Genomic DNA, 14,183 nt, shown 5'->3' with positions numbered 1-14,183 from the left:
ACAATCGTCGGGACAATGCCCCCGAACTCGCCTTGGAGGATTCGTGAATGCGCGCCAACCGACTGTCCCTTGTTCTGCTCTTCGCCATGATGGCGTTCGCAGCCGCACCGGTGGCCAGGCAGGCATTGGCCGAGGGGACCAAGACCGATCCCGGCCTGTCCGATGTGCTGACGGACCTCTTGCATGGCGTCGAAGGCGAGAGCTCTACGTCCGGTCCCGACAAGCGCGTGCCGTTCGGCCGTGAAGAGGTGCAACTGTCGTTCGCCCCGCTGGTCAAGCAGACGGCGCCGGCCGTGGTCAATGTCTATGCCTCGCAGACCGCCAAGGTGACGTCGCCCTTCGACGGCGATCCGTTCTTCGAGGAGTTCTTTGGCCGTTCGCAGCCGCGCGCGCAGTCTTCCCTGGGCTCCGGTGTGCTGGTCGACCCGACCGGCATCGTGGTCACCAATTACCACGTCATCAAGGACGCCGACCAGGTCAAGGTGGCGACCGCGGACGGGCGTGAGTTCGACAGCAAGGTGATGCTGAAGGACGAGACACTCGACCTTGCAGTGCTCAAGATAACCTCGGACAAACCGTTTCCGGTCATCGCCATCGGCGATTCCGATGCGCTCGAGGTCGGCGATCTGGTGCTGGCCATCRGCAATCCCTTCGGTGTCGGCCAGACCACCACCAGCGGAATCGTTTCGGCACTTGCCCGCAGCCATATTGGCGTCGCCGATTCAAGCTTCTTCATCCAGACCGACGCCGCCATCAATCCCGGCAATTCGGGAGGTGCGCTGATCAACATGGGCGGCCAGCTGGTCGGCATCAACACGGCGATCTACAGCCGCAGCGGCGGCTCGATCGGCATCGGCTTTGCCATCCCCGCAAACATGGTGCGCGCCTTCGCCGATGCCGCCAAGGCCGGGCTCGACTTCTTCGAACGGCCCTATATCGGCGCCGAGTTCGAAGCGGTGACGCCGCAGATTGCCGAATCGCTCGGCATGGAGAAGCCGACCGGTGCTTTGGTCTCGTCGGTCGAGGCGACCGGCCCGGCCGCCAAGGCGGGGCTCAAGCCTGGCGACGTCGTGATGCAGCTCAACGGCAAGCCGGTCGAGAGCATCGAAGCGCTGGATTACCGGATGGCGACGCTGTCGATTGGCACCAATGCAAATTTCGCGGTTCTGACCAAGGGCCAGCAGGCGGCGATGGACATCGCGCTGGAGCGCGCTCCGGAAGGCATGAAGGCGGCTGAAGTGACGCTGCACGGCCGCAGCCCGTTCTCAGGCGCCAAGGTCGCCGAACTGTCGCCCCGGCTTGCCCAGAAGCTTGGCCTGCGCACCGACATCAAGGGCGTCACCGTGGTCGACATCAACCGCGACTCGCCGGCCGCCGATTTCGGATTCCAGCCGGGCGATATCGTGCGCGAGGTGAACGGCACCACCATCGATACCGCGGCGACCCTGGAGCAGGCCGCCCAGGCGGACACGCGCTGGTGGCGCTTTACCGTCGAGCGCGGCGGGCAGATACTGCGTCAGGTATTGCGTTATTAAAGCACGTCCCTTCGGGTTCATGCTCCAACCAAAAAGAAGTGCATGGCCGATCTGTTCAGCGTCGATGAACCGGAAAAGGCGTCGCCCGGGCGGCCGCTCGCCGACAGGCTGCGGCCGAAAAACCTCGGTGAGGTCGTCGGCCAGGAGCATCTGACCGGCCCTGATGGCGCGCTGACCCGGCTGATTGGTTCCGGCTCACTCGGCTCGATGATCTTCTGGGGACCGCCCGGCACCGGCAAGACCACGGTGGCGCGGTTGCTGGCCGGCGAAACCAGCCTTGCTTTCGAGCAGATATCGGCGGTGTTCTCCGGCGTCGCCGACCTGAAAAAAGTGTTCGAAGCCGCCAAGCTGCGGCGCACCAACGGTCGCCAGACCTTGTTGTTCGTTGACGAGATCCATCGATTCAACCGCGCCCAGCAGGATTCCTTTCTCCCCGTCATGGAGGACGGCACGGTCGTGCTCGTCGGTGCCACCACCGAAAACCCGTCCTTTGAACTGAACGCGGCCCTGTTGTCGCGCGCGCGTGTGCTGGTCTTCCATTCATTGGGCGAGGAAAGCATCGCCAAGCTGATGGCGCGAGCCGAGGAGGCTGAGGGCAGGGCGCTGCCGCTCGACGACGAGGCAAGGGCGATGCTCATCCGCATGAGCGATGGCGACGGCCGCGCCTCGCTGACGCTGGCCGAAGAGGTGTGGCGCGCCGCCAAGCTAGGCGAGGTCTTCAACCCCGAGGGCTTGCAGCGCATCGTCCAGCGTCGCGCGCCGATCTACGACAAGGGCCAGGACGGCCACTACAATCTGATCTCGGCGCTGCACAAATCGGTGCGCGGTTCGGATCCAGACGCCGCGCTCTATTATCTGGCGCGCATGTTCAATGCCGGCGAGGATCCGCTCTATCTCGGCCGCCGGCTGGTGCGCATGGCCATGGAAGACATCGGCCTTGCCGACCCGCAGGCGCTTGTCGTCGCCAACGCCGCTAAGGACGCCTACGACTATCTCGGCTCGCCCGAGGGCGAGCTCGCCTTTGCCGAGGCCACCGTCTATCTCGCCACCGCGCCCAAATCCAATGCCGTCTACACCGCCTTCAAGGCAGCCACGCGTGCGGCGAAGGAACATGGCTCGCTGCTGCCGCCGAAACACATCCTCAACGCGCCAACCAAGCTGATGAAAGAGGAGGATTACGGCGCTGGCTATCGCTACGACCACGACGAGCCGGATGCCTTTTCGGGCCAGGACTATTTTCCCGAGAAGATGGGCCGGCAGACCTTTTATGATCCGCCTGAACGCGGCTTCGAGCGCGACATCAGAAAGCGGCTCGACTATTGGGCGAAGCTGCGCAAAGAGCGGGAATAGCAGGCTTGCGTGCCCCGGTCGTCGTCACGCTTCCAAACCAGGCTTCGCCTTGGGGCATCTCCGCTTCGGTCGTTCTCCACACGCTGCTGGCTGCGACGCTGGCCCTGATGCCGTTGCCGAAGCGGCCCAAGCGGCTCGAGGAGGACCGGGTGTCGGTCGACATCCTGACGCCGCAACAATTCGAGGCGGCGACCAGGCCACCGCCTGCTCCAATGACGCCGGCACTGCTTGAAGCGCCTGCAGCGGCGCCTCCGCCTGCCTCGATCCCGCCCGAACCGCAACCGCCCGCCGCGCCGGCCATGATCCGGTCGACCGAAATGCTGTCGGCCAAGACACTGGCCGATCCGCGCAGCCGGCAGGCGCGCGCCGATCTCGCCACCTTCGCTTCCGACGAGCGCATGGTTCAGCTGTGCAATCTCGAAGCCATGGATCAGATCCGCAAATGGCGTACGGATTTCAAGCCGGAGCGGGTCGTGCCCTACGCAATGGCGGAGGAAAAAATCACTGGAACCACCATCGCCGCGAATGGCGCGGCTTTCCGTAATCGCAGAAACTGGTATAGCCTGAAGTTCAGATGCCAACTGGCTGCGGACGGCGAAAGCGTCGTCGGCTTTGAGTTCCTGGTTGGCGATCTGGTCCCCAGGGAAAAATGGGACGAGCTTGGCCTGCCGGCGGTGCATTGACCGAAATCCGACAGGCTTCACAAGGCAGCCAGCCGGCCACGATACCACGGCCGTTGTGTGGTGACCCAAAAAACCTTATCAAGGCGCACGGCCGGGGGGTGGTCGTTGCCATGATTTTGGCGCCTCATTCGCAACAGGATCGCGCTTCGCGCGTGGAAAAATGACAAGAACCCTTCGCAAAACCCTTCGCAAATTCGCCATTGCCATCCCGCTTCTCGCCCTTGGCTTTTACTTCATCCCGATCCTGACATCGGTGTTTATCGTCCTCGGCCTCATCGATGTCCTGCGCAACGACCGCAAGGACCTGTCGCTGTTCTCGGGCTATTTCCTCGGCAACGGCCTCTTCACCTGGCTGCTTTCGCCTTTCAATCTGCTGGTCGATCTCCTGTGCTACCGCAATCCCGGCGTCTGGAAGCTGGAACAGTTCCCCGCCGACTATCAGCGCGAGGTCAATGAGGTCCTGGACATCTTCAAGGCGCGCAAGGACGAGATCATCGCCGACATCGACGCCAATTTCGGCGCCGGCCGGCGCGGCATGTATGTCTATCAGTGGTACGGCAAGCACAAGATCGACAACGTCGCCGAGTTCAACAAGGACTTCAAATACATCAAGACCATCGCCGTTTCCGTCTTCAGCAAGCGCGAATCGACCTCATGGCACTTCGGTCCGCTGCGGCTCAGCCTGCGCATTCTCTACAATCTGATCCCGGTGAAATCGGAGATTTTCGTCGAATGCGGCAACGTCAAGAACTACTGGTATGACAATCCGCTGTTCATCTTCGACGACACGCTGCTGCATCGCTCGGTCAACGAATATGATGGCCGCCGCTACTGCGTGTTCATGGACATTATCAGACCATCCCCGGTTCCCGGGCTGATCGCCGGCATGCTTGCCGTCGTCTCGGTGAGTGTCGAGCRCATCAACTCGATGTTCTACAAGAACTGGAAGATGATCGGTTCGACCAAGCCGAAGAAGGTCGGGACGGCCTGAGCCTGAAATCGTCAATGCTGCCGGCCCTGCCGGCGGCATTGAGGCGCTTTTAACGCGCCACTCATCCCACCGCCCCGTGCTCGCTGTTCCGCCCCGTGTCTTCTGAGGGCGTTCTGAATGCTTGCGATGGCCGCGCGTTCAAGTATACATCCCGCCAAGCTCTCAACAGTTCCTGATACGAATCGCGTGGGGTTCCTGTTTGCCGAAACGGCTTCCTGGCTACATCGGCGGGAGTCCCGGTTTGCCTCGACAGTCCTGCCTCTTCCCTTCCTTGGCGGCCTCAAGTGACGAAGAACGAAACCCTCGGATTCTGGCTAAAAATCTACATATGTACGGCGTTGCTGGGCGTTGCTTTCGCCGCGATATACGTAAGGCTTGAGCAGCCCGTCTACTATTGGGATTTTGCCGCTTACTTCAATGGGYTTGACCAGTATGGCTCACTCCTGGCCGAGAGCCCGCTCCAGTGGCTGAGCCAATTGCGGGCTTCTGTCGCGAGGGATGACTACAGCGCGGCAATTCTGGTGCCGCTTATGCCGTTTCACATGTTTTTCGGCGGTTCAAGGCTTTCCTATATCGCTGGAATAGTCATCGTTTACCTGGTCCCGACCGCTCTTTTCATAGGACGAATGAGCTACCTGGAGGCGGTCTCCGACACTCCTTCGCCCCGAAGCTGGTTTGTCGTGTGGATCGCGGCCTTTCTCTACACGCCGTTCTGGTCGGCGACGCTTCGTGGATTGCCGGATATTGCCGGCTGCCTCGCGCTTTCTGCGGCAACTTATTTTCTCTGGAAATCAAGGTTCCTGACACGCCAACCGGTGGTCAACGGGATACGCATCGGCATATGCCTGTGGTTGGCGTTCATGCTGCGCCGTTGGTATGCATTTGCCGTCATAGGGATCGCACTTTCTGCAGCCTTCTTTTGTTTGTTGCAGGTCGCAAAAGACCGCGACTTCGCGGCATTCCGGAACGCGGCGTTAGGGGGCGTGTGCACGCTTTTTGTGATTGCCGGAGCCGCATTGGCCTTCCAGCAACCGCTGATCCTCAAGATTCTGGGAACCAGCTACGGTGACCTTTACAGCGGATACAAAACCAACTTCGTTTCGCAGATCGACCAGGTGGGATCGCGGCTGAGCTATGTGAACTGGCTGTTGATCATAGTGGGCCTTTATATCTCCATTGTACGCCGCAACAGTTTCGTTTTGTTCTGTGCTCTCGCCTCGGTACTGACCTTCTTCCTCTTCACCCGGACGCAGGATCCGGACCGTCATCATTCGATGCCAATGTTTCTTTGGCTCTTTCCTGCATATGCCCAGGCAATCGTCTCGATCGTTTCGATGCCGGCGCTGAAATCTCGATGGTCAACCGTCGTCATAGCCGTCGTCGCCGGGTTTGCGTATCTGGGTACCTTTTTCCCGATCGGCCGCCAGTTGCTGCCACCGATCGCCTATGTTTTTGCCAGGGAAGATACGCTTCCTCTTCACCTCGACAATCTTCCCGAATACAGGCGCCTCATCGACGATCTTGTTAGGGAAATGCGGCCTGAGGACCGCTTCTCGGTGTTTGCCTCTGGCGCGGTCATGAATAGCTCGCTGCTGTTTGAAATGGATATGGACCTTTTCCCTCGTGTCGGATGGTCTTGCCAGGTTGATAGTCGCGATCAATTCGCACCGGAGGCATTGAAATCGAGATATGTCGTCGTAACCGATCCTCCTGTTACCCATTTGCAGTCGGGTGCGCAGATCTGCGTCACGATACCGGACCAGGATATTGTCGAAGGGAAAGGTATCGGCGCCGCCTATGAGCGCATTGCGACATATCAGCTGTCCGACGGTGTCACGGGCTATCTCTACGAACAGGTGCGCCCGGTCAGCAAAACGGAACTCGATGCCCTTTACAGCGAGTTCAGGAAAAAATACCCAGGCTGGACAACGCCTGAGTGGTGACGATCAGGTTGACACGCTCTGAGCAACTCGACGATGGCCGCGAAAGGCGGCTCGCGCCCGATTGTCTGCGCGGTGCCAACCGCATCGTCGTCAGCTTCAGGGGATTGACCATGCCGCGCTTGTGGAGGCAGTAAACGTTCATGTTCAATCTGCTTCTCGTTGTGGTCGGCGGTGGCATCGGCGCCGGCATTCGTCACCTCACCAACATCGGCGCGCTGCGCCTTTTCGGCCCCAACTATCCCTGGGGGACGATGGCCATCAACATCGTCGGCTCGTTCGCCATGGGCCTGTTCATAGCCACCCTGGCGCGCCGCGGCGGATCGAACGAGCTCAGACTGTTCGTCGCCACCGGCATCTTTGGCGGCTTCACCACCTTTTCCGCGTTTTCGCTCGATTTCGCGACTTTGTGGGAGCGGGGAGCCACGCTGCCGGCGTTTGGATATGCCCTTGCCAGCGTCATTGGCGCCATTATCGCCCTGTTTCTGGGACTTTGGCTCGCAAGAACCGTTTCATAGTGTTATTGCCGCGCCAAGAGCGGGCCGAACCCTGCTCGGGAAACGGATAAGCGGAAAAATATGGCAGGCGTTGAACAGATCACAGTGGAGGCCGGCGAGGCGGGCATGCGGCTCGATCGCTGGTTCAAGACCCATTTTCCGGGCCTGGGCTTCGGCCATCTGCAAAAGCTGCTGCGCTCCGGCCAGATCCGTGTCGATGGCGGCCGGGTCAAGGCCGACACCCGCGTCGAACCCGGCCAGATGGTGCGCGTTCCGCCGCTTGAGGTGGACAAGAAGGGCGAGAGCGCGCTGACCGGTCACTCGATCCGCAACCAGGGCGATGCCGACGTCCTGGCGAAAATGCTGATCCATGAAGATCCCAAGGTCTTCGTCTTCAACAAGCCGGCGGGCCTTGCGGTGCAAGGCGGCTCGGGCGTCACCCGCAATGTCGACGACATGCTGGAGGCCTGGCGCAACCAAAAGGGCGAGAAGCCGCGGCTGGTCCATCGCCTCGACCGCGACACTTCGGGCGTGCTGGTCGTCGCCCGCACCCGGCTTGCCGCCATGAAGCTGTCGGAAGCGTTTCGCGCCCGCGAGACCAAGAAGACCTATTGGGCGCTGGTCAAGGGCGTGCCGCCCAAGCGCGAGGACAAGATCTCGACCTGGCTGATCAAGGAGCCGACGCCCGATGGCGATCGCGTGCGCGTCGCCGCGCATGGCGAAAAGGGCGCCGACCACGCCGTGTCATACTATCGCATCATCGAGCAGGCGGCGCAGACGATGACCTGGCTGGAAATGGAACCTTATACCGGCCGCACGCACCAGCTTCGTGTTCATGCTGCCTATATCGGCTGCCCGATCATCGGCGACCCGAAATATTTCGAGGCCGACACCAATTGGGATTTCCCTGGTGGCATTCAAAACCGCCTGCACTTGCATGCGCGCCGCATCATCATTCCGCACCCAGACAAGGGCGTCATCGATGTCACCGCGCCGATGCCACCGCATATGCGCCAGAGCTGGAACCTGATCGGCTTCGACGACGCCTGCGCGGAGGACTGATCGTGAGCGGCGCGACCGATACGCTCGACCGGCGCGACACAGTCGACATGGCCGCCGCCGCAATCATGGTCGGCCTGACCTTTTCCTGGGGGCTGAACTACGTCGCCGCCAAGATCTCCTACGCCGGTTACGATCCTGTCTTCCTGTCGATCGCGCGCTCGGTCATCGGCGGCCTGTGTGTCTTCGCGTGGTGCCGCTGGCGCGGCATCGCGCTTTTCACGCGCGACGGGACATTGCTCGCCGGCATCGCGGTTGGCGCGCTGTTCGGCATCGAGTTCCTCTGCCTCTATGTCGGCCTGGAGCACACGACCGTCGCCCGCAACACGCTGCTGGTCAACACAATGCCGTTCTGGATGTTGGTCGGCGGCCACTTCCTGCTCGGCGAGCAGATCACTTTGCGTAAGTTCCTTGGCCTGCTGCTGGCCTTTGCCGGCCTTGCCGCGGTGTTTTCCGACAAGCTTGGCGGCGGCGGGGACATGCTGTTCGGCGATCTCTTGAGCCTTGGCTCCGGATTTTTCTGGGCCTTGACCAACATCCTCATCAAGCGGTCGAAGCTGGTCGAGGCGAGCGCCGAGAAGCTGCTGCTCTATCAGCTCGCCGGTGCGGCAATCGTCGGAATACTGGTGTTGCCTCTCGCCGGTGCGCCCATCCGCGACCCTGCCGTGCTGCCGACATTGGCGCTGCTTTTCCAGGCAGTCTACATCGTTGCCTTCACCTATGTGCTTTGGTTCTGGCTGCTGAGGCGCTATCCGGCCTCAGGCCTATCCAGCTTCACCTTCTTGTCGCCGGTTTTCGGCGTGCTGTGCGGCGCCATGTTCTTGAATGAGCCGCTGACCATGCGCATCTTCCTGGCACTTGGCCTGATTGCCGCCGGCCTCATCATCGTCAACCGGCCGGCGCGCAAGCTCGTGCCGGTTTGAGAGAGCCTTTCAATGCGTGATATCCTCAACGATCTCGAAGCGGGCAAGCAGCTTTCCGATCCGGATCCGGTGCGCCGTGCCCAGATCCAGATGAAGACGCCTTTGCCGAAGCGTTTCTACAAGACCGTCGCGGTGGCGCCGGTGGAAGACGGCTTTGCCGTGCATCTCGACGGCAAGCCGGTGCGCACGCCGGGCAAGGCGCTGCTGTTGCTGCCGACCGAGGCGGCGGCTGCACTCGTCGCCGACGAATTCGCAGCGCAGAGCGAAACCATCAACCCGGTGACGATGCCGGTGATGCGCCTCGTCAACACTGCTATCGACGGCGTCGCCAGCGATCCGCAGGCGGTGCTGGAAGACATTCTGCGCTTCGCCTCGTCCGATCTGCTCTGCTACCGCGCCGATGCGCCGCAAGGCTTGGTGGAGCGGCAGAACGAACATTGGGACCCGGTCCTTGATTGGGTGCGCGGCAGCCTCGGGGCTCGCTTCAATCTCGCCGAAGGCATCATCCATGTCGAGCAGCCGCGTGAGACGATCGCCGTGCTGGGAAGTCATCTTGCCCAGCGTGCCGAACCGCTGCGGCTCGCTGCCATCCATGTGATGACCTCGCTGACCGGTTCGGCGCTGCTGGCGCTGGCTGTCGATTTCGGCGAACTCGACGCCGAGGCGGCCTGGGCGGCCGGCCATGTCGACGAGGACTGGCAGATCGAGCATTGGGGACAGGACGCCGAAGCAGTCGCGCGCCGCTCGGCCCGCAAGCGCGACATGATGGCTGCCGCCGGGCTATTGGAAGCGCTCAAGGGCTGACGGCTCCGCCGCTGGCTCCGCTTCATCCCGCAGCGCACCTAATACCAAAGTCATAATCCCAAAGACGCCCTGACGTTGGCGCACGCTTTCTGTCATTTTTTCCGTGATCGCAGTGCATGAGTCCATGTTCGGAGGAGAACGCGGACAATGAGGCACAGCATCGAGGACAAGGTCTCACGGGAGGACAATTCTATGGCAATGGCATCGACTGCCGGCGGAGCAAGCCGCGGCATGACGCGGGAGGAAAAGAAGGTCATCTTCGCTTCCTCGCTGGGCACCGTTTTCGAATGGTATGATTTCTATCTCTACGGCTCGCTCGCGGTGTTCATTGGTTCGACCTTCTTCAGTCCAACCATTCCGGAAGCGACGCGCAACATCTTCGCGCTGCTGGCGTTCGCCGCCGGCTTCCTGGTACGACCGTTCGGCGCGCTGCTGTTCGGCCGCATCGGCGACCTTGTCGGCCGCAAGTATACGTTCCTTGTCACCATGACGATCATGGGCCTTTCGACCTTCCTGGTCGGCCTGCTGCCTGGATATGCGACTTTGGGCATCGCGGCTCCCGTGATCCTGATTGTCCTGCGCATGCTGCAAGGCCTGGCGCTGGGCGGCGAATATGGCGGCGCGGCCACCTATGTCGCCGAGCATGCACCGGACAACCGACGCGGCTACTACACCTCGTGGATCCAGACGACGGCGACGCTCGGCCTGTTCCTGTCGCTGGTCGTCATCCTGATCGTCCAGGGTTCGATGAGCAAGGAAACCTACGCCTCATGGGGCTGGCGCATTCCGTTCATCGTCTCCTTCCTGCTGCTCGGCATCTCGATCTGGATCCGGCTTTCGCTCTCCGAATCGCCGACCTTCCAGCGTATGAAGGATGAGGGCAAGGGCTCCAAAGCGCCGCTTTCGGAAGCGTTTGGTCAATGGAAGAATGCCCGAATCGCGCTGCTGGCGCTGCTCGGCCTCACCGCCGGTCAGGCCGTGGTCTGGTACAATGGCCAGTTCTACGCGCTGTTCTTCCTGCAGAACGTGCTCAAGGTCGACGCGCAGTCGGTCAACATCATGATCGCCATAGCGCTCGCCCTCGGCTCGATCTTCTTCGTCGTCTTCGGCTGGCTCTCCGACAAGATCGGGCGCAAGCCGATCATCATGGCGGGCCTTGCCTTGGCGATCGTCTGCACCTTCCCGCTGTTCAAGGCATTGACCTGGGCCGCCAATCCGGCGCTCGCCACGGCCCAGCAGAACACACGCGCGACGGTGACGGCGGCACCCGGCGACTGCAAGTTCCAGTTCAATCCGGTCGGCACGGCGAAGTTCACGACGTCTTGTGACATCGCGACCTCGTTCCTGACCAAGAACTCGGTTCCCTATGACGTGGTGTCGACGGCCGCGGCCGGGACGGCCGCGTCGGTCAAGATCGGCAACGAGACGGTGGAATCCTACGATGCCATCGCCGCTGGCGATCAGGCGAAAGCCAAGGACGCCGCCTTCATCAAGGCCGTCAACATGTCGCTGCGGGACGGCGGCTATCCGCTGAAGCGCGCGGCGATCAAGATCCCGGACCAGAAGCTTGACGCGTTTGTCGCCGCCAACCCGGAACTGAAGCTCGATGCCGCCGCCATTCGCGCCGGCGAGAAGGCGACGGTCCCGACCGATCAGGCGATCAAGGACAAGCTGCTGACCGCCGACGAGGCCGCGGGTGCGCCCGAGGTCACCGTCTACAATATACCGGGCGGCGGCGCTTTCGCCATGTTCGCCGATCCGGCGGGAATCAACTGGCCGATGACGATCGGCATCCTGTTCATCCTGGTCCTGTTCGTGACCATGGTCTACGGCCCGATTGCCGCGATCCTGGTCGAGATGTTCCCGACCCGCATCCGCTACACCGGCATGTCGTTGCCCTATCACATCGGCAATGGCTGGTTCGGTGGCCTGTTGCCGGCGACGGTGTTCGCACTCAGTGCCTACAGGGGCGATATCTACTTTGGTCTGTGGTACCCGGTGGTGATCGCCGCGATGTCGCTGGTCATCGGCATGATCTTCGTCAGGGACACGCTGGGAACCGATCTGAACACCAAGCAGTAACGACTGTTCGGTAGTCAACGAAAACCCGGCGCGAGCGATCGCGCCGGGTTTTTCAATGATAGTCATGCGATGAGGGTAGGGGCTTAGCTTTGACGGTCCTGCTTCGCGTCCTCTATCGCCGCATCGTGATACCAGCCGTCGCCGAAATCCGCCCGAACACCGCGCAGTGAGGCAAGCTCTGCCGCAAACTTAGCCTTGCCGCTCAAATTTGAGGCAGAGACGCGCGCTGCCGCCGGGAACATCAGAATTTTTGCCGACGGACGCGTGGAAATGATTTCCATTGTCGGGCTCCTTTCTTCAGTCGAACCTTGTCGATTCAACCTACCTCGAAGATAAGGTCTGCAATCAAGTTAGGCAATATGCCTACGAAAAGATCAGTATTTGCCTATTATTTGTGCGAATTGCGATTGTGATTGATCTCAACGCATTGCTTAGGCGGCGTGCCAACTTCAATCGAATGCGGCGTCAATTTTGCCGCACCCTGCAGGTCAAGAGTGGCACACGAATTGCATTTTAGTGATCCGGCAGGCCGGCTGCTGGTGGCAGACGCATGTCGACGCCGTCCAGTGTTCGGTGATCAAGCAACGAGAGGCTAGAATGACGAAATACAAGCTCGAGTACATTTGGCTCGATGGATACACCCCGGTCCCCAACCTTCGCGGCAAGACGCAGGTCAAGGAATACGCCGAATTCCCGACGCTCGAGCAGCTTCCGCTGTGGGGCTTTGATGGCTCGTCGACACAGCAGGCCGAAGGCCACAGCTCCGATTGCGTGCTGAAGCCGGTTGCTGTCTATCCGGATCCGGCCCGCAGCAACGGCGTGCTTGTCATGTGCGAAGTCATGATGCCTGATGGCGTCACGCCGCATGCCTCCAACAAGCGCGCAACCATCCTCGATGACGAGGGCGCCTGGTTCGGTTTCGAGCAGGAATATTTCTTCTACAAGGACGGCCGCCCGCTGGGCTTCCCGGAAAGCGGCTATCCGGCACCGCAGGGCCCGTACTACACCGGCGTCGGCTATTCCAACGTCGGCTCCGTCGCCCGCCAGATCGTCGAAGAGCATCTCGATCTCTGTCTGGCGGCCGGCATCAACCATGAAGGCATCAACGCCGAAGTGGCCAAGGGCCAGTGGGAATTCCAGATTTTCGGCAAGGGCTCCAAGAAGGCCGCCGACCAGATGTGGATGGCCCGCTACCTGATGCAGCGCCTGACCGAGAAATACGGCATCGACATCGAATACCATTGCAAGCCGCTCGGCGACACCGACTGGAACGGCTCGGGCATGCACGCCAACTTCTCGACCGCCTATATGCGCGACGTCGGCGGCAAGGCCTATTTCGAAGCGCTGATGGCGGCCTTCGACAAGAACCTGATGGATCACATCGCCGTCTATGGCCCGGACAACGACAAGCGTTTGACCGGCAAGCATGAGACCGCGCCGTGGAACAGGTTCAGCTATGGCATCGCCGATCGCGGTGCTTCGATCCGCGTCCCGCATTCCTTCATCAAGAACGACTACAAGGGCTATCTGGAAGACCGTCGTCCGAATTCCCAGGGTGACCCCTACCAGATCGCCTCGCAGATCCTGAAGACGATCGCCTCGGTGCCGGCGAGCGCTGAGGTTTCGGCAGCCGCGTAATCATTCGAATCGGGACTTCACGTCCATGCCGTGACAGTCTGAGATTCATCCAAGTCCATCCAAGAACCCCGGCGAAAGCTGGGGTTCTTTTTTTGCCGTGACCCGGCGGATCGGGCCCCGGGCAAAACATACCCAGAAAAAGTCAGGCAATGCAGGCGATCGCGAATCCGGTTGAACCCTCGGCCGCCACTGTTCCAGTTTCCAGTGGCAGCCCGCCAGAAAGCCCGCAAAACTGGCATTTTGAGCACTATCCGTGACCTCGCACCCCTTCCATAACCACCTGTTCATGTTGCGGAATCGGCTGCCCGCAGCCGGCTTGGCGGCGTTGACAGATTGCAGTGCAGCATGCGTATTCGAAGCGCTTGGGGTTACGTCACGCGATGCTGTTCGGACGGGCGGGGTTTACTTGAACGGCGGCATAGGCGTGGGCGCCGGACGAGCGGTCACTGTAGCCTGAGGCAGTGCGCCGCTCGCTCCTGGCTTTCATGTTCACCATCGACCGAACTGTTTCTGCCAGCCCATGAAACGCGGGCTCAGCAACCCAGGCATTCACACACGCCGAAAAGCTCAATGGCAAAGGGGCGTCCATCGCGATGGGCGCGGACCTGTCGGTACAGGCGGGGCCCATCGGAGCGCAGCAAAAAGCCCTTGAAAGAGGGAACTCTTTCAAGGGCTTGAATA

12 protein-coding genes are annotated in these 14,183 nt (G+C 61.1%); 11 read left to right on the top strand and 1 reads right to left on the bottom strand.

From position 1 onward, the window contains the following. The first annotated feature begins 47 nt into the window (after positions 1-47). The 10 genes from AC1D0I_RS21695 to AC1D0I_RS21650 all read left to right on the top strand — a co-directional run bounded on the left by AC1D0I_RS21695 (position 48) and on the right by AC1D0I_RS21650 (position 11,864). Positions 48-1,535, top strand: coding sequence for a DegQ family serine endoprotease (locus tag AC1D0I_RS21695; RefSeq protein ID WP_477397616.1), 1,488 nt, complete (start codon positions 48-50; stop codon positions 1,533-1,535). A gap of 42 nt (positions 1,536-1,577) precedes the next feature. Next, positions 1,578-2,885 (top strand): replication-associated recombination protein A, encoded by a 1,308-nt coding sequence (locus tag AC1D0I_RS21690; protein WP_477397614.1) that lies wholly within the window; start codon positions 1,578-1,580, stop codon positions 2,883-2,885. Positions 2,886-2,890: 5 nt separating this feature from the next. After that, entirely contained in the window at positions 2,891-3,568 is a 678-nt protein-coding gene (locus AC1D0I_RS21685) for a DUF930 domain-containing protein (RefSeq protein WP_477397612.1), read from the top strand. Between the two features lie 160 nt (positions 3,569-3,728). After that, a complete protein-coding gene (locus AC1D0I_RS21680; protein ID WP_477397611.1) occupies positions 3,729-4,559 on the top strand; it encodes an aspartyl/asparaginyl beta-hydroxylase domain-containing protein in 831 nt (276 codons plus the stop codon). 284 nt (positions 4,560-4,843) lie between these two features. Continuing rightward, the gene (locus tag AC1D0I_RS21675) at positions 4,844-6,502 is read left to right on the top strand and encodes a hypothetical protein (protein ID WP_477397609.1); all 1,659 of its coding nucleotides are present in this window, start codon (positions 4,844-4,846) and stop codon (positions 6,500-6,502) included. A 140-nt stretch (positions 6,503-6,642) separates the two neighbouring features. Then, positions 6,643-7,017 carry a fluoride efflux transporter CrcB gene (gene crcB / locus AC1D0I_RS21670; RefSeq protein ID WP_477397607.1) on the top strand — a complete coding sequence of 125 codons (375 nt, stop codon included), beginning with the start codon at positions 6,643-6,645 and terminating at the stop codon, positions 7,015-7,017. A gap of 60 nt (positions 7,018-7,077) precedes the next feature. Next, positions 7,078-8,058, top strand: a complete 981-nt coding sequence (locus tag AC1D0I_RS21665; RefSeq protein WP_477397605.1) for an RluA family pseudouridine synthase — start codon at positions 7,078-7,080, stop codon at positions 8,056-8,058. Between the two features lie 47 nt (positions 8,059-8,105). Further along, positions 8,106-8,978, top strand: coding sequence for a DMT family transporter (locus tag AC1D0I_RS21660; RefSeq protein WP_477397624.1), 873 nt, complete (start codon positions 8,106-8,108; stop codon positions 8,976-8,978). A 12-nt stretch (positions 8,979-8,990) separates the two neighbouring features. After that, positions 8,991-9,782, top strand: coding sequence for an ATP12 family chaperone protein (locus AC1D0I_RS21655; protein WP_477397603.1), 792 nt, complete (start codon positions 8,991-8,993; stop codon positions 9,780-9,782). A gap of 192 nt (positions 9,783-9,974) precedes the next feature. Continuing rightward, positions 9,975-11,864, top strand: coding sequence for an MFS transporter (locus AC1D0I_RS21650; protein WP_477227540.1), 1,890 nt, complete (start codon positions 9,975-9,977; stop codon positions 11,862-11,864). An 83-nt stretch (positions 11,865-11,947) separates the two neighbouring features. Here AC1D0I_RS21650 and AC1D0I_RS21645 read toward each other — a convergent pair whose 3' ends face one another. Further along, complete coding sequence (locus tag AC1D0I_RS21645; protein WP_457155357.1) at positions 11,948-12,145, bottom strand: DUF2735 domain-containing protein; 198 nt, start codon at positions 12,143-12,145, stop codon at positions 11,948-11,950. 316 nt (positions 12,146-12,461) lie between these two features. Here AC1D0I_RS21645 and AC1D0I_RS21640 point away from each other — a divergent pair, with 316 nt between their 5' ends. After that, entirely contained in the window at positions 12,462-13,502 is a 1,041-nt protein-coding gene (locus tag AC1D0I_RS21640; protein WP_477397601.1) for a glutamine synthetase beta-grasp domain-containing protein, read from the top strand. Positions 13,503-14,183 lie beyond the last annotated feature (681 nt).

It is taken from the genome of Mesorhizobium sp. P2_D1, assembly GCF_056404455.1.
The sequence above is the reverse complement of the archived record's forward strand: the minus strand, read 5'-3'. Positions and strand labels throughout refer to the sequence as shown.

Coding starts and splice junctions, on each gene's coding strand:
- AC1D0I_RS21690 (WP_477397614.1), top strand. CDS start 1,578: ATGGCCGATCTGTTCAGCGTCGATGAACCGGAAAAGGCGTCGCCCGGG.
- AC1D0I_RS21660 (WP_477397624.1), top strand. CDS start 8,106: ATGGCCGCCGCCGCAATCATGGTCGGCCTGACCTTTTCCTGGGGGCTG.
- AC1D0I_RS21650 (WP_477227540.1), top strand. CDS start 9,975: ATGGCAATGGCATCGACTGCCGGCGGAGCAAGCCGCGGCATGACGCGG.
- AC1D0I_RS21640 (WP_477397601.1), top strand. CDS start 12,462: ATGACGAAATACAAGCTCGAGTACATTTGGCTCGATGGATACACCCCG.
- crcB (WP_477397607.1), top strand. CDS start 6,643: ATGTTCAATCTGCTTCTCGTTGTGGTCGGCGGTGGCATCGGCGCCGGC.
- AC1D0I_RS21655 (WP_477397603.1), top strand. CDS start 8,991: ATGCGTGATATCCTCAACGATCTCGAAGCGGGCAAGCAGCTTTCCGAT.
- AC1D0I_RS21645 (WP_457155357.1), bottom strand. CDS start 12,145: ATGGAAATCATTTCCACGCGTCCGTCGGCAAAAATTCTGATGTTCCCG.
- AC1D0I_RS21665 (WP_477397605.1), top strand. CDS start 7,078: ATGGCAGGCGTTGAACAGATCACAGTGGAGGCCGGCGAGGCGGGCATG.